A 14,972-nucleotide genomic window follows, 5' to 3' on the forward strand; every position below is an offset into this window, starting at 1 on the left:
AGTGCCGTTGATAAGAGTTACTTCGTTATTTTACAAAGGTTCGAATCCTTTCGCCGAAAGGTGTGGTCGAGTGGCTAGACAATTTTTAAGACAGCTTTTATCAGAATTTGCCTTGTAATTTTAGAAATAATATAAAACATACAAATCAAGTGTCGTTTTAGAATCATACTTCGATATTTAATCTTTGGGTCGCAGGTTCGAGCCCTGCCTTTTCTTCGGGAAAAGTAGCTCAGTTGGTAGAGCAAAAGCACTGAAAGATTCTATACTTTTTACCTTGATTTAAAATAAAAACAAGTGCCGTAGAGTAGTGTTACTTCGCTGTCACCGACGAGGTCGCAGGTTCGAGTCCTGCCTTTTTAAGGGAAATTTTATAAAGTAGCTCAGATGGTTAGAGCACGACTACACTTTTTGATCATTGCCTTGTTTTAAAATATAAAGTGTCGTAGAGAAAAGATACTTCGCCTCACAATTGGGGAGGAATAGCGCAGTCGGTAACTCCGGCAAGGTTATCCGGTTCGACTCCGGCTAGACATGCCCCGCAATCTCTTTTCTCGATTTTTACCTTTTGTTTTTTTATAAACAAGATGAGCCCGCATTTTAGCGGGCTCATCTTTTACTTTTATATTTCGAATCAGAACCTGACCAATTTCATTTTAGAATATCGTGCAGTTCTGATTTATTATTTGTCAAAAAAAACTACATTTTCAACGTTGTACGCTTTAAATTTTATTGAATCTCGTCTTCACAGATTTTCTTCCACTTTGCAATGGTCGTTCTGCTGATTTTGTACTGTTTAGAAATATAGTTACTCGAGAAACCGTGTTGCTTTTGATAATTCAGAATTTTCAACATTGTTTCTTTGTCATAAGTCCTAAGTTTTTGGTTGTTTTCCTGACTTTCTTTCGATTGTTTAAAAATTTTATCATTAAACTTTATTACTTCATCGCTGGTGTTGAGGCTCTTCAGGAGTTCTTTTACTTTAGCATCCTTCAATTTTTCAGGATGCTGTTCCTTCAGAAGATCGTGATAAATCTTGCTGTAATTAGGTTTCATTTTCATAATGATTTGGTGATTATTGTTGCTTTTTTTGAAGCCAACGATGAAGTGTGCTTTTCGGTATTGAGTACTCTTTGATCACATCTGCCTGCGTCATTTCTCCAGAATCAATCTTTTTTATAATAAAATCTTTGATCTCCTGAGTATAGATATTTTTTCTGAATTGTGGTGTCTTATCCGATTTTTGATTCGTTTTGTTCACTGCGGCAGGTGGAGCATAGAGAATCAGGTGAGAACTGTATAATCTGAAAAAATCGTACTCCAAAAGTTTAGACCATCTTAGAAGAATGTCTGTATCGATAGACTTGCTTTCGTAAACACTGTTTACAAAATCTTCATCTTTATTTAAAAAATTGCAGATCCTTTCGATTGTGATCTCTTTTTGATCTACAAGTTGCTTTATAGCCTGGCCTATATTTATTACTTTGTATAACATTTATCAATAAAAATTTATTTTTAAATATTTTTCAATAATCAGTAACTGATAAGCATTTGTGTGTTTAAAAAAATTGTGAAACTTCACAGAAATCTACAAGAATAGATTTGGTAAAAATGAAACAGTAATTAAATAGTTAAAGCTAATCTCTTAAGATATATTTTAGCTGTAAAATCTTTTAATCGCTCATTTTTTACACATCATAGACGAGGGGTTCTAAGATATGCGGCAATATTCTTATAATTAATAAAAAAAATTAAATTTTGTGAGCAGGCAATCATATCATATACGAATTAATGCAGTAATAAGATTGTTTATTATATAATTATTAATTATACTAAATTACTCTTCAAAATTACATAAAAATTGCTTATAAAAAGCATTATTTGTTTTTAATAATTTACCAGTCATAACTAATTTATGTTATCGAATGATCATTTGCAAATTCTCATATATGTGAAAATTCAAAATGAACTGTTTATTTTAATTAAATGTGCCAAATAATGTAAGTTTATAAGCTTTAATTTGGGAAACATATTACCAAAAGGATGCCATTTAACAATCCATAAGCTTGATTTTGCTGCTGAGCTATTTCAATTATGTCAATTCATATCTTTCTTGAGCCTTAAAGAGTATTAATATTTATTATCTTTATTTTGTAAATTCTTCAAAAATTTCCTGCACTTTATCTTTTTTCTTTTAATGTGAAATCAATTCTGAATCTGCCATTTCTCCTCATCTAAAGTTTGTCAAATTAATGCTTTGTTTTCCAATTTTTAGTTTAGTAAAATTAAAATACAAAAAACATCAATACATATGATTACGAATTGTAATAACTCTGTGCTCAATTTTATTAAAAAACAAATTCAACACATTGTTTTTCACTAAAAAATCATAAAGTTTCATAAAAAAAATGGTCTCTATTTTGGTATAATGATAAAAATTTTATCTTTGGGTAGAATTGAAAAATTCAAACACGATTGATTTAAAATATATGATCAATTAATAGATCTTTTTCAATAAAGCTAAAAACTAATTTAACTTAAATCATTTTGAAAACAGATATCGACATCCAAAATCATTCACATTTTTCTTTTGATCTTTGGCTCACTTTAATAAAATCTCATCCAGAATTTAAAACCAAAAGAGTTGAGCTGTTTTCTTCTTTTTTTGAAGTTGATAAACCGATTGGTGAAGTTGCAAAAGTTGTAAAATATTACGACGATCTTTGCAATACGATCAATGAAGTGATTGGCGGAAATGTGGATACTTTCGAGATTTATCTCTTGATTCTAAATTCTTTAGAAATTGATTTAAAAAATTTGAATAAAGACAAACTCAACAAATTTTACCAAAAAAGTGAAGACTTATTTCTGGAATACAGACCGGTTATCATTTTCGAAAATTTACATGACTTTTTTGACGAAATCAAAAACCAGGGAAAAACCATTAATATTCTCAGTAACACAGGTTTTATTAAAGGAAAAACCATGAGAAAATTCCTGATACACGAAAATCTTGATCAGTATATAGATTTCCATATTTATTCTGATGAACTGAAGATTTCTAAACCCAATCCGCTGGTCTTTCAGGAAGTGAAAAATTTAATTAAAAATCAGGATTTACAAATGAATCATATTTTGCACATTGGTGATAATCCGATTGCAGATTATAAAGGAGCCAAAGATTTCGGTTTCAACGCACATTTACTAAAACACACAATATAATATGAACAAAAGATACAGTTTGCATCATATTCATTCGGCGGACGAATTTACGTTTTCACCTGCTGAATACAGTTATTTCAAATATGGTGATAAGTCATATGCAGAGAAATTTGCCAAAGAATTATTTCAGGGCTTTATTGCTCATCATGGCGAAATTTTAGATACAGATAAAGAGATTCTCGTATTGCCGAGTCCCTACATGGCAATTCCTACGGCTTCTAATTTTCTGTGTTTTTACTTTAAGAAACAACTTGATTTTTATCTTTTTCAGAAGGGAAAAAAGTCGAGTATTTTATCGAAAATCAATAGAAATCACACCTATACAACCGATTACGGAACTTTAAGTTTTGAAGACCGTAAGAATTTAATCGGGAACGATACTTATTATCTTGACAAAGATTTTCTGAGAGGAAAACTCTGTATTTTTATAGACGATATAAAAATCACCGGAAGTCATGAATTTACAGTCAATAAAATTTTGGATGAATTTGATGTAAAGGCAGATTTTCTATTCATGTATTATGCTGAATTGATGAATCTTGATATTGATCCCAAAATTGAAAATTATTTTAATTATCACTCGGTGAAAAATGTAGAAGATGTTACAGAAGTGATGTTGAAGCCAAGTTTTCAGTTTAACACCAGAATTGTAAAATATATTTTAGGTCTGGAATCAAGTAATTTTGATTATCTTACGTCTAAAATAAAAAAAGAGCAGATGGATCATCTTCTCGAGTTGGCAATAAGTAACAATTATCATTTAATAAAAGAATACGAAACTAACATAAACACTTTAACACAAACAGAACTTAATTATGGCTATTAACTTACAAAAAGGACAAAGAGAAAATATAAACGCACCTAAATTCACGATCGGTTTGGGTTGGGATACCAATAATACATCGACTGGTGGAGCATTTGATTTGGATGCATCTCTTTTTCTGCTGGATGATAACAAAAAACTGGTATCTGAGAATCATTTTATTTTTTATAATAATTTGGAATCTCCTGATAAAGCGGTGATTCACTCAGGTGATAATTTGACGGGCGACGGTGACGGAGACGATGAGCAGATTAAAATTGATCTAACTAAAATTGATGCTGCTGTGAAAGAAATAACCGTTGTAGTAACCATTCATGATGCCGATACAAGAAGACAGAATTTCGGACAAGTAAGAAATTCTTTTATCAGAATTTTTAATACAGATACCAACGAGGAAATTTTAAAATATGAATTAGACGAAGATTTTTCTATCGAAACAGCAGTAGAATTCGGAAGAATCTACAACAGAAACGGAGAATGGAAATTTGAAGCTGTAGGTGCAGGTCAGAGAGACGGACTTGAGAAATTTGTATCAATGTATCAATAATCAATTATGGATAATCAGGATAACCAAAATATAGATCCGCTGGGATCGATAGAACCTTTAAAAACATTTGAGCCAACTCCGAATGCTCCTTCACAGCCAACGCAAAGTTCGGCTCCTGCAGTTTTGGTAGACAGAGACGGAAATGTAAATTTAAGTCAGATCAAAAATGAAGAACGCCAAAAGTACGAACTTCTGGCAAATTCTATTGATGAGACAAATCCTGGTTCTATCGTAAATTTCGGTTCAGATCTGCAGAAAACTTTAGCAAACCAGAGTGACAGTTTTCTTGGGAATGTAAGAAGATCAAACTCAGGTGAGGTAGGAGAACTAATCAACAATTTATTAGTTGAGTTAAATTATGTAGACGTTGATGAAATTAATAACGGTGGTGTAAAAGGTTTTCTGAGCAGACTTCCTTTCATGAAAAAGATGCTGACTCAGGTTGATAATCTTTTTGCCAAATACGACAAAATTACCAGCAATATCGATCAGATTTCTCATAAAGTAAATGCAGGAATTATTACTTCTACCAAAGATAATGCGGTTTTACAGACGATTTTCGACAGCAATGTCAATTCGATTAAAGCAATTGAAGATCTTGTAATTGCCGGAAATCTAAGAATGGAAAAAGCAGCGGTTGAGCTAGCTGAAATGGAAACCAATGTTCAGAATTTCGCAGATTATCAGATTGCAGACAAAAGAGATTTCATTAATAGATTAGACAGAAGATTAGCAGATTTAAAAGTGGTGCGTTTGATTATGATGCAGTCACTTCCGCAGATCAGACTGGTACAAAACAACAACGTTTCTATTGCTGAAAAAGCGCAGACGATCTTAACTACAACGTTACCGGTTTGGAAAAATCAGCTTTCGTTGGCCGTTGCAATGCACAGACAGCAGCAAAATATTGAAGTTCAGCAAAAAGTATCTTCTACGACAGAAGAGATTTTGAGAAAAAATGCAGAACGTCTGGGTCAGAATTCGATCAACGTAGCAAAAGCCAACGAGCAGACGATTGTATCGGCAGAAACACTGAAAGAAACGACTGCCATGTTGATCAATACTTTGAACGAGGTAAAACAAATTCAGAAACAGGGTACAGAAAGCAGAAGAAAACTAGATCAGGATCTTCAGACTTTAGAATCGGAATTAAAAGCAAACATCAGAGGATAAAATAGTGCAAAAGGGTGAGTGATGAAGTTGCAATCATAATGTCTCAAAGCAGAAGAAGATTAACAAAGCTTAAACTTCTCTCTAATTTTTTTGAAAATATTGACATCATATCAGTTTACATAAAAACAGATATTATTCATAAACTATTCGAAGAAAACAAGACTTTAGATTACAACAAGCTCGAGCTTTTTCATTTGCAATATACTGACAGTCTGATAGAACTGCTGACGAAGATTAAAAAGAAAAAAGAAAATGATCTTCTGGCGGTGATCAACGAAATTAATATCAATAATCAGTATATTGATGCTTTTGAGGAAAAAAAGATAGATAATTTTGAAACAGACCGGAAATTTTACAGCGGAGTTTTTTCTGAACATTTAAGAAAACTGTATAAAGATCTCACCGAAGATAAATTTACCTTAAATTGGAATGACGTTTTATATTTTCACAAAAAATATGCAGTAGAATTCTACAGAACAGAAGCAGACGAAGCAAAATTGAAAATTGGTCATGTTCCGTCGTATCAATATCAGGATTATTCGATTGAGAGGAAGTTATTAGGCAAGCTAAATATCCAGAATTTTAAAGTTCGCTTTGTATGTGGATACAGAATTGAGCGTAATGAATATGAATTATTTAAGATTTTTCAGTCGAATGAACATTTTATTTTTAATGTGGAAGAAAGAAGATTGTATTTAATTGATGACGAATTATCTTCTCTTGACACTTCTGAAAATGAATCGAATCAGGCTTCAGTTATGAATCAGCTTAAAAGAAAAAATGAGCAGCTGGAAGAAACGATTCATGAAAATAAAAGAAAGTTACCGGAAGGTGTAGATGCGGTTTTAAAAGATTATCAGCGAAACCTGGAAAACGTAGATATCATGAGCAAAATATTTGATGTCAACGAAGAAACAAATATCCTTCGGGCAATGCTGAATTTAAATTTAAACAATTGATTTAAAGTAGAAAGTATAAAATACTTTGAATATGAGAAATTTCCTTTGCTGAGTGGAACGCCTTTGCGGAAGAGAAAAATATAAAGAAAAGTTTTAAAAAAATCTTTGCTGACTTTGCGTTAAAATAAATTTTAGCAATAAAATAAAGATCAAAATATAACTAAAACAAAAAAATAAATATGGCAATTAACTTACAAAAAGGTCAGAGAATAAACCTTACAAAAGAAAACGGAACAGCGCTTTCCCAGGCTTGTGTCGGAATAAACTGGGGCGCAATCGAGAAGAAAAGCTTCTTTGGTGGTGTTTCAAAAGAAGCAGTAGATTTAGACGGAAGCTGTATTTTGTATGATACAAACAAAAATGCAACAGAAGTAATCTATTTTGGGAATTTAAAATCTAAAAACGGTTCTGTAAAGCATAGTGGAGATGATTTAACAGGTGATGTGAGCGGAGACGACGGCTTGGATAATGAAGTTATTACTATAGATTTTTCTGCTTTAGATTCTGCTGTAGAGCATGTTGCTTTGGTTTTAAACAGCTACAAAGGTCAGGATTTCGGAACAATTCCTTTTGCATCAATCCGTATCTACGAAGGTACTCCAACAAACGTAAGAGAAGTTTTTGCTAAATATGACATTGCCAACGACAAATCTTTCAGCGGTCATGTTGCAATGGTAATGGGAGTTTTCTACAAGAGAAACAACGAATGGAAATTCAACGCAATCGGAGATCCTACGGCCGACAGAAAACTAGAGCAGACGATTGAAACAGTTAAGCAAAAATATTTGTAAGATTTACATAAAAGACTTCTGAAATTATAAAATTTTAGACTTAAAAATTAAGCAATAGCTGTATCTTTACAACTATTGCTTTTTATCATATAATAACATTTTTATAAAGTGGAACAACACAACATTTTAGATCTTCACCCTGGTTTGGTGTGGGGATTTGCAGTAACAGTAGTCATCATGCTGCTTCTGGATTTAGGAGTTTTCAATAAGAAAAGTCATGAGGTTTCCTCAAAAGAAGCAACGATTTGGTCTATAGTATGGATCTCTCTTTCAATGGTTTTTTCCGGCGTTGTGTATTGGGTTTTCAATACAGACGGTACGGCAGGAAGTCACGCTGTAGCTGTAGAGAAATTTACACAATATCAGGCGGCTTACTGGATAGAGAAAGCACTTTCGGTAGATAATTTATTTGTATTTATCTTGGTTTTTGGTTTCTTTAAAGTGCCAAAATTCCTTCACCATAAAGTTTTATTCTGGGGAATTATTGGAGCACTGATCTTCAGAGCAATCTTTATTTTTGCAGGAGTGGAATTGATCGAACTGACTTATTTACCAGAAATGGAAATTTTAGGCCACACCGTTAAAATCAATGTCGTGATGACGCTTTTCGGATTATTCTTGATCTATGCAGGAATTAAGTCTTGGGGCGATGATGGCGATGATGATAATGAAAACTACGGAGATACAGCCGGAGCAAAATTGATCAAAAGCTTTTGGAAAGTTTCTGATAATTATGATGGTGATAAATTCTTCACCGTACAAAACGGAATCAAGATGGCGACACCTCTTTTGGTTGTTGTTGCTGTGATCGAGTTTACAGACGTATTGTTTGCGGTAGATTCTATACCGGCGATTTTTGCGATCTCTAATGATCCTTTTATCTTGTATACATCGAATATTTTTGCGATTTTAGGATTAAGATCACTCTATTTCCTATTGGCAAACTTCATTCATATGTTCAGCAAACTGCCTTATGGTTTAGCAATTATCTTAGCGTTTATCGGTGTTAAAATGTTGATCGCTCCGTGGTATCATATCTCGTCACCGGTTTCCTTAGGAATTGTCGGCGGCGTGCTGGTCATCTCGGTTTTACTTTCAATCATGTTCCCGGATAAAAAGGAAGATAAAGAGACAATCGAATAATAATCAATAATTAAAGGCTTTACAATTTGTGAAGCCTTTTTTATTTAAACCTTTTAAGAATGAAGTAAACCGTTCTGTTACTGTGAAAACGCAACATGTACACTACTTATATTTCAGCAGTTTATTGATTTTTTTCCTAGTTTGAAGTGAAACTTTATACGCTTCTTCTCTTAATTTTTGAATTTTACCGACTGGCTGAAAAATTTCAGCACTTTCAAAAGGGTTAAATGAAAGCAATTCATTATCACAAGTATTAGGCGTAACAAAAGAATTTTTCCCGATTCTTACTTCGCCAATTTTGATCAGAGGTGAATTTTTCCATTCTTTGCTTAAAATATTAATAGGCTGATCTTTTAAATCATAACAGAACTGAATCATCACATCCGCAACATAAGTTTCCTTTAAGCAAAAATTTTCAATCGCTTCTTTTGTTGTTTGTTTTCTGCCAAAATTTTTCTCAATATTTTGCGGAATCATTTTTATTTTAATCATATGATCTCCTAACCGATAAGCGCCCACAGAATGATAATCAAAAGACAGGAAAAAATTATTTCTTTTCATAAAGAGTTCCCAGCTTTTTATTAGAAATGATAATTTCAAAATATTCGGTAAAACCTGATAAACCTGTCTAATTAATTGAAATGTATTTCCCCATTTTTTCGTAAAAAATCGATTGATAGCGGTGAATAGCTTTAAAAACTTTGAAACTGAGTCGATAGGAAAAAGCGGGAAATTCACCAAAGGATAATTGGCAATGGTACGATCTGCATCATCTTTTATTTTAATTGAAAATCCGTATGCAGGAATTTCTTTCTTATTTCCAGTAATCTTTAAATGTGCATTAGAAAGCCGTATGATGACGTTATATTTTTCTTTATCGAATAAATAAAGCAGGTCCGACCGCATTTCCGGGTTGATGACGAACTCTCCTTTCAAAACAGCGTACGTTTTTGCATGCGCGTTTCTTGTCGCATAATTGACATCACTTAAAGTTGATGATTGTTCCACAAAATCGGCGATGCTTTTTTTATTTTCCTCAAAAAGCTGTCTTTCTTCGTAGGAAAGCTTTTCAAAGTTCTTATTATATTTTAAAGGATTGGGCATATATTTTCAAAAATCAAGTATAACGCCAAGTTTTTATTTCTACGTTAAGAGAATATTAAACTTGTTTAAATTTTTACCATGCATCTTTAGTATGAAATCTTAACTTCAGCTCCCTGTCTTTTTCTTCCCAATTCAAAACCTTATCTTTGTAAAAAAAAAAATTATGGGAGTAGCAGATTTGTTATTTAAACGTAAAAAAGAACAAGCCGAAAAAAATCTGAAAAACGGTCAGGAATATATGATGGAGTACGGTAAAAGAGAAAGCGTGGTACAGTTGCCAAGCGGATTGCAGTACGAAATCATGGTAGAAGGCGATGGGCCAAAACCGGGACCGAAATCTATGGTAAAATGCCATTATCACGGGACGACAATTGGTGGAAAAGTTTTTGACAGTTCTGTAAAAAGAGGAACTCCGGCTTCATTTCCATTGAATAAAGTGATCAAGGGCTGGACGGAAGCTCTTCAGCTAATGCCTGTGGGAAGCAAATGGAGATTGATTATTCCGCCGCATTTAGCGTATGGCGATCAACAGATCAGCAAAGAAATAGGGCCAAACAGCACACTTGTTTTTCAGGTAGAATTGTTGGATATCAAATAATATCAACTTTATGTTAAAAAATAAAATTACCTGTTTTTCGGGTAATTTTTTTATTTAATTAAAGCAAATGAAATCATTAAATTTATTTCTTGAAATCTTTAAAAATGTCGGAATTAAAAAAAATCAGAGAACTGAAAAATCTTACTCAGGAAGAACTTGCCGCACAGTCAGGCATTTCAGTGAGAACCATTCAGCGCATTGAGGCAGGAACAGATCCAAAAGGTTATACGCTGAAAACTTTGGCTGCTACTCTCGACATTTCCGAAAAAGATTTATTAAAGCTGGAACTTCAGCAGGAAATTTTTGTTGAAAATTCTCTTCCAACAGCTGAAAAAAATGACGTTCTGAATTACACTTTAATTAAAATGATTAATCTTTCCTCAATTCCTTTTGCATGGTTTCCGATTGTCAATTTTTTGCCGCCTTTGTTGATTATGCTTTTCACAAAAGAGAAATCTGAAATGGTAAAGCAGATAATTTCGCTTCAGATATTTTTAGCTATAATTTCACCAATTATCTTTCTGATTGTTGCCGTTTTAAAACTCGGCTCACCATCTGTAATGATCACAATGATTATATTGACGGTGTCCAATATTTATATTATTTTGAGAAATGCTTACGAAATCGATAAAAGAAAAATCCTTTATTATAAACTGAATTTCAATATTATATGAATCTGACAATCGATTGTCGGGTTTTTGTCGGGCTGCTTTTTTAAGTTGATTTCAATAATTTCAGAATCTTTGTCAAAAATTAATCAATGACAAAAAGATTCTACTTCAGCATATTCATTCTCTTCTTTTTCTTTGGAAATATGAAATGCCAAATCGATAAAAATTCACCTTTATTTTTAGAACTAAAAAAACAGGACAGTCTTTTCTTTGAACGTGGTTTTAATAACTGCGACATGGCATATTTGGAAAAAACGATTGATGAAAATCTTAAATTTTATCACGATAATGGTGGTTTTCAGGACAAGAAATTATTTATGGAACGAACAAAACAAAATATTTGTTCGAATCCTAATCAAAAACCAATTCGTAAAGTCATTGTAAGCAGCCTTGAAGTTTTTCCACTCTACAATAACGGTAATTTGTACGGTGCAATTCAAACGGGAGAACATCAGTTTTACATTCGCGAAAAAAATAAAAAAGATGTTTTGGGCGGACAGGCAAAATTTACTTCAGTCTGGACAAAAAAGGACGAAAATTGGTTGATGAGCGACGTTCTGAGTTACGATCACGGCGATCCCGGCAAGTTGGAAGTTGAAGATAATCTTGAACAATTACTCGAAAACAACAACATTCCAACATTAGGATTAGGAATCATTGAGGATGGAAAATTGGTACAAATAAAAGTTTACGGAACATTAGATGGCAAAACGACGGCGCCTTATAATAGTCTTTTTAATGTAGCTTCTCTAACCAAACCAGTCACTGCAATGACGGTCTTACGCTTGGTGAGCTTAGGAAAATGGAATCTTGACGAACCGATCGAAAAATATTGGGTAGATCCTGATATTGCAAAAGATTCTAGACATAAAAAATTAACTACAAGGATGATTTTAAGTCATCAGACAGGTTTCCCGAATTGGAGAACGATGGCTAAAGATAAAAAGCTGAGTTTCGATTTTGAGCCGGGAAAAAAATATCAATACTCCGGTGAAGGTTTTGAATATCTGCGAAAAGCTCTCGAAAGTAAATTTCATAAAAGTCTGGAAGATTTAGCTAAAGAAATGATTTTCCAACCATTAAATATGAATAGCACAAGTTACATATGGAATGAAAAAGTGGAATCAAAGATCGTAGTCGGCTACGATAGAGAGCGGAAATTATATGATATTGTTAAAAATAGAACCGCAAATGCAGCAGATGATTTGATGACTTCTGTTGAAGATTACAGCAAATTTTTAATTTCCATCATGAATAATGATCTTTTGTCAAAGGCGGTTTTCGAAGAAATGAAAACGAAACAAGTTAAAACAAAAGAAAATAAGTATTTCGGACTTGGTTTTGAAATTTATGATCTGGGAAATAACGAGATTGCTCTCTCACACGGCGGTTCAGATAAAGGTGTTAACACTATTGCCATTATTTTACCGAAAACCAAACAGGGTTTAGTGATTTTCACCAATGTTGACGATGGTTATAAAATTTATGAGACGATTATGAACCGATACCTTGGTGATGTCGGAAGGAAGATTGTTGAGATTGAAACTAAATGAATTCTGATAAAATTAATTGCAGTTAAAATTTTTAAATGTAATTAATTTTGTTACAATTAAAATATTTGTTACCTTTGTATCATCATTATGGGGAATACAAGATTTGCAACAGCGATACATATTATGACTTTACTCGCAAAATTTTCTCAGGAGTGGCTCACTTCTGACTGGATCGCCGGAAGCATTAATGTAAATCCTGTTATCGTTCGGAAAGAACTGAGCGAATTGCGGGAAGCTGGATTAATTACGAGTAGATTAGGAAAAGATGGTGGAACAAAATTGTCGAAAAGTGCGGATGAAATTAAAATTTCTGAAATCTACGAAGCGGTTAAAAATAATGAAGTTTTAGGCAAAAAAAATCAAAAACCGAATCCCGCTTGTCCGGTAGGAAAGGAGATCAACAATCACCTTTCGATTCTTTTTCAGCAAACGGATCTTCTGGTGAAAAATTTTTTAGGAGACAAATCTCTTCAGGAATTCACAGATCAATTCGATTAAAATTTTTTCACCTAAAATGTAACAAAAATTATTACAATTAATTTAAATATAAATATTATGAACAAAAAAGTAGCAGTAATCGGAGCCACAGGTTTCGTAGGAAAACAAGTCGTTAATGAATTATCTAACAGAGGATACGAAGTTAATGCCATCGCTAGAGACGGCTCTAAAGTCGAGGCCAAAGACAATGTAAAAGCCATTAGTGCAGATGTAAATAATGTGGAAGAGTTTGCAAAAGTTCTTGAGGGTAATGATGCGGTAATCAACACTTTCAATCCTGGATGGACGAACCCAAATCTTTATGATGATTTTTTGAACGGAAGTAAAAATATCGAAAAAGCGGTAGAGCAATCTGGCGTTAAAAGATTTATTACCGTTGGCGGAGCAGGAAGTTTATTTATCGACGGAAATCAATTGGTTGATGACCCAGATTTTCCTGCAGATATTAAACCGGGAGCAACAGCGGCAAGAGATTACTTAAATATAATTAAACAAAACAATATTTTAGACTGGACGTTTTTCAGCCCCGCAATCGAAATGCATCAGGGAACAACAGGCGTGAGAACAGGGAAATACAGAACATCTTTAGAATCGCCTGTTTTTGATGAGAATGGAAGAAGTATTCTCTCTGTAGAAGATGTTGCTGTAGCTTTGGTAGACGAATTAGAACAAAACAACCATATTCGTGAGCGTTTTACAGCTGCTTACTAATTTTTTTCTTGATTTATATAAAGTTTCGGGGCACCAAAGGCCCCGAAACTATTTTTATTGATTAAAATGTTACAAATTCATAAACAACTTCGGATTTACCGGAGTATTGTTTTTGTGAACCTCATAATGCAAATGCGGACCTGTAGAACGACCGGAATTGCCTGATTTTGCGATTACTTGCCCCACTTTTACTTTATCATTTGTCTTTGCAACCAATTTTGATAAATGTCCGTAGAGTGTTGCCAAACCATTTCCGTGAGAAACGATCACACAATTTCCGTAACCTCCTTTTTGTCCTGAAAAGATAACGGTTCCCGCAGCGGTTGCGATAACATCTGATCCAAAAGGAACGGCGATGTCCAGACCTTTGTGATACTGCATTTGATCAGCTTCAGCAGGCGGATTGTTTTTCTCAACCGGAGTTTTTGATGCAACAGCAACAGCAGATTGAGGAGAAGTGGAAGGCACAGAAGCTACTGGTTCGGTTTTCGCTTTTGGCGTCACCATCACTTTTACTTCGCGCTTGTTACCGTAACTGTCGGTTAATTCAAGAATTTTCTCGTATGGTTCAGCTTTTACTTCAGGTTTCGGGCTGGCTGCAACTGTTGTCGGTTTTGCACTTGCGGTTGGTTTTACAGAAGCATATACCGTTTTGAACGGAATAGGATTTTTTCTGATTCCGAAATTTGATGAAATATAACCCTCAGTAGGCATTCCCAAAGGAACCTGCTGCAGTTTTTTCTGAAGATCCATCAAATATTGGCTATATCTGTTGGATTGTTTTGCAAGATAAATTGAGTTTGATATACTGTCGTTATCAAGAATCATCAATTTTTCGCTCTTAATGTCTTTAGATTTTAAAAACGAATTAAGCTGTCCTACCGTTTGGTCGACCAAACCCAGATCTGTTTTCATTTTCAAATAATCTACGCTGTCTTTTTCTGTATTTATTTTTACCAGATTGACTTCATAATTTTTATCATCTTTACCAGAATACAATTTAGCAATAAAAATACTTTGTGCAAAAACGATCATTAACAGTCCTGCTATCAGGATGTTTACTTTCTTTTTGCTTCCTAAAAATCTCTTCATTTTTCTTTCTTAGAATTAAATACCGTTTTAAGGGTGCAAATTTAGTTAAAAATAAATTTTAAGAATTATTTTAAGTTAAATTCTGAAATA

General features: G+C 33.4%; 16 protein-coding genes and 1 tRNA gene. 13 read left to right on the forward strand and 4 right to left on the reverse strand.

Annotated elements, in window-relative coordinates:
- Positions 1-219 precede the first annotated feature (219 nt).
- A tRNA-OTHER gene (locus tag PGH12_RS16160) sits at positions 220-360 on the forward strand.
- A 366-nt stretch (positions 361-726) separates the two neighbouring features.
- On the opposite strand, the gene PGH12_RS16165 is transcribed toward PGH12_RS16160, so the two are convergent.
- Positions 727-1,053, reverse strand: a complete 327-nt coding sequence (locus PGH12_RS16165; RefSeq protein WP_267598510.1) for a helix-turn-helix domain-containing protein — start codon at positions 1,051-1,053, stop codon at positions 727-729.
- A 19-nt stretch (positions 1,054-1,072) separates the two neighbouring features.
- Positions 1,073-1,492 carry a transposase gene (locus tag PGH12_RS16170; RefSeq protein ID WP_267598511.1) on the reverse strand — a complete coding sequence of 140 codons (420 nt, stop codon included), beginning with the start codon at positions 1,490-1,492 and terminating at the stop codon, positions 1,073-1,075.
- A gap of 1,052 nt (positions 1,493-2,544) precedes the next feature.
- Here PGH12_RS16170 and PGH12_RS16175 point away from each other — a divergent pair.
- The 7 genes from PGH12_RS16175 to PGH12_RS16205 all read left to right on the forward strand — a co-directional run bounded on the left by PGH12_RS16175 (position 2,545) and on the right by PGH12_RS16205 (position 8,655).
- Positions 2,545-3,219, forward strand: coding sequence for an HAD family hydrolase (locus PGH12_RS16175; RefSeq protein WP_267598512.1), 675 nt, complete (start codon positions 2,545-2,547; stop codon positions 3,217-3,219).
- Position 3,220: 1 nt separating this feature from the next.
- Entirely contained in the window at positions 3,221-4,045 is an 825-nt protein-coding gene (locus tag PGH12_RS16180) for a phosphoribosyltransferase family protein (protein WP_267598513.1), read from the forward strand.
- Complete coding sequence (locus tag PGH12_RS16185; RefSeq protein ID WP_267598514.1) at positions 4,035-4,589, forward strand: TerD family protein; 555 nt, start codon at positions 4,035-4,037, stop codon at positions 4,587-4,589. The genes PGH12_RS16180 and PGH12_RS16185 overlap by 11 nt, the downstream gene beginning before the upstream one ends.
- Positions 4,590-4,595: 6 nt before the next feature.
- Positions 4,596-5,762: a toxic anion resistance protein gene (locus PGH12_RS16190; RefSeq protein ID WP_267598515.1), complete on the forward strand. Its 1,167-nt coding sequence runs from the start codon at positions 4,596-4,598 to the stop codon at positions 5,760-5,762.
- A gap of 14 nt (positions 5,763-5,776) precedes the next feature.
- Positions 5,777-6,721 carry a hypothetical protein gene (locus tag PGH12_RS16195; RefSeq protein WP_267598516.1) on the forward strand — a complete coding sequence of 315 codons (945 nt, stop codon included), beginning with the start codon at positions 5,777-5,779 and terminating at the stop codon, positions 6,719-6,721.
- Between the two features lie 179 nt (positions 6,722-6,900).
- Positions 6,901-7,512, forward strand: coding sequence for a TerD family protein (locus tag PGH12_RS16200; protein WP_267598517.1), 612 nt, complete (start codon positions 6,901-6,903; stop codon positions 7,510-7,512).
- Positions 7,513-7,620: 108 nt separating this feature from the next.
- Positions 7,621-8,655 carry a TerC/Alx family metal homeostasis membrane protein gene (locus PGH12_RS16205; RefSeq protein WP_267598518.1) on the forward strand — a complete coding sequence of 345 codons (1,035 nt, stop codon included), beginning with the start codon at positions 7,621-7,623 and terminating at the stop codon, positions 8,653-8,655.
- Between the two features lie 102 nt (positions 8,656-8,757).
- On the opposite strand, the gene PGH12_RS16210 is transcribed toward PGH12_RS16205, so the two are convergent.
- Positions 8,758-9,759, reverse strand: coding sequence for a catalase family protein (locus PGH12_RS16210; protein WP_267598519.1), 1,002 nt, complete (start codon positions 9,757-9,759; stop codon positions 8,758-8,760).
- Between the two features lie 163 nt (positions 9,760-9,922).
- On the opposite strand from PGH12_RS16210, the gene PGH12_RS16215 reads away from it, so the two are divergent.
- The 5 genes from PGH12_RS16215 (at position 9,923) to PGH12_RS16235 (ending at position 13,790) form a co-directional block, all read left to right on the forward strand.
- Positions 9,923-10,357: an FKBP-type peptidyl-prolyl cis-trans isomerase gene (locus tag PGH12_RS16215; protein ID WP_267598520.1), complete on the forward strand. Its 435-nt coding sequence runs from the start codon at positions 9,923-9,925 to the stop codon at positions 10,355-10,357.
- Positions 10,358-10,461: 104 nt separating this feature from the next.
- Positions 10,462-11,031 (forward strand): helix-turn-helix domain-containing protein, encoded by a 570-nt coding sequence (locus PGH12_RS16220; protein WP_267598521.1) that lies wholly within the window; start codon positions 10,462-10,464, stop codon positions 11,029-11,031.
- A gap of 140 nt (positions 11,032-11,171) precedes the next feature.
- Positions 11,172-12,581, forward strand: a complete 1,410-nt coding sequence (locus PGH12_RS16225; protein WP_267598522.1) for a serine hydrolase domain-containing protein — start codon at positions 11,172-11,174, stop codon at positions 12,579-12,581.
- Positions 12,582-12,668: 87 nt separating this feature from the next.
- Positions 12,669-13,079 carry an Rrf2 family transcriptional regulator gene (locus PGH12_RS16230; RefSeq protein ID WP_267598523.1) on the forward strand — a complete coding sequence of 137 codons (411 nt, stop codon included), beginning with the start codon at positions 12,669-12,671 and terminating at the stop codon, positions 13,077-13,079.
- A gap of 57 nt (positions 13,080-13,136) precedes the next feature.
- A complete protein-coding gene (locus tag PGH12_RS16235) occupies positions 13,137-13,790 on the forward strand; it encodes an NAD(P)-dependent oxidoreductase (RefSeq protein ID WP_267598524.1) in 654 nt (217 codons plus the stop codon).
- A gap of 69 nt (positions 13,791-13,859) precedes the next feature.
- Here PGH12_RS16235 and PGH12_RS16240 read toward each other — a convergent pair whose 3' ends face one another.
- The gene (locus tag PGH12_RS16240; protein WP_267598525.1) at positions 13,860-14,882 is read right to left on the reverse strand and encodes a M23 family metallopeptidase; all 1,023 of its coding nucleotides are present in this window, start codon (positions 14,880-14,882) and stop codon (positions 13,860-13,862) included.
- Positions 14,883-14,972: the final 90 nt, after the last annotated feature.

Origin of the sequence: Chryseobacterium sp. CY350, assembly GCF_027945075.1 — a bacterium.
In the GTDB taxonomy this organism is placed as follows: domain Bacteria; phylum Bacteroidota; class Bacteroidia; order Flavobacteriales; family Weeksellaceae; genus Chryseobacterium.

What these genes read in the sequence shown, in the direction of transcription:
- PGH12_RS16165 (WP_267598510.1), bottom strand. Translation starts at nt 1,053, where the DNA reads ATGAAACCTAATTACAGCAAGATTTATCACGATCTTCTGAAGGAACAG.
- PGH12_RS16170 (WP_267598511.1), bottom strand. Translation starts at nt 1,492, where the DNA reads ATGTTATACAAAGTAATAAATATAGGCCAGGCTATAAAGCAACTTGTA.
- PGH12_RS16180 (WP_267598513.1), top strand. Translation starts at nt 3,221, where the DNA reads ATGAACAAAAGATACAGTTTGCATCATATTCATTCGGCGGACGAATTT.
- PGH12_RS16185 (WP_267598514.1), top strand. Translation starts at nt 4,035, where the DNA reads ATGGCTATTAACTTACAAAAAGGACAAAGAGAAAATATAAACGCACCT.
- PGH12_RS16190 (WP_267598515.1), top strand. Translation starts at nt 4,596, where the DNA reads ATGGATAATCAGGATAACCAAAATATAGATCCGCTGGGATCGATAGAA.
- PGH12_RS16200 (WP_267598517.1), top strand. Translation starts at nt 6,901, where the DNA reads ATGGCAATTAACTTACAAAAAGGTCAGAGAATAAACCTTACAAAAGAA.
- PGH12_RS16210 (WP_267598519.1), bottom strand. Translation starts at nt 9,759, where the DNA reads ATGCCCAATCCTTTAAAATATAATAAGAACTTTGAAAAGCTTTCCTAC.
- PGH12_RS16215 (WP_267598520.1), top strand. Translation starts at nt 9,923, where the DNA reads ATGGGAGTAGCAGATTTGTTATTTAAACGTAAAAAAGAACAAGCCGAA.
- PGH12_RS16220 (WP_267598521.1), top strand. Translation starts at nt 10,462, where the DNA reads ATGTCGGAATTAAAAAAAATCAGAGAACTGAAAAATCTTACTCAGGAA.
- PGH12_RS16225 (WP_267598522.1), top strand. Translation starts at nt 11,172, where the DNA reads ATGAAATGCCAAATCGATAAAAATTCACCTTTATTTTTAGAACTAAAA.
- PGH12_RS16230 (WP_267598523.1), top strand. Translation starts at nt 12,669, where the DNA reads ATGGGGAATACAAGATTTGCAACAGCGATACATATTATGACTTTACTC.
- PGH12_RS16235 (WP_267598524.1), top strand. Translation starts at nt 13,137, where the DNA reads ATGAACAAAAAAGTAGCAGTAATCGGAGCCACAGGTTTCGTAGGAAAA.
- PGH12_RS16240 (WP_267598525.1), bottom strand. Translation starts at nt 14,882, where the DNA reads ATGAAGAGATTTTTAGGAAGCAAAAAGAAAGTAAACATCCTGATAGCA.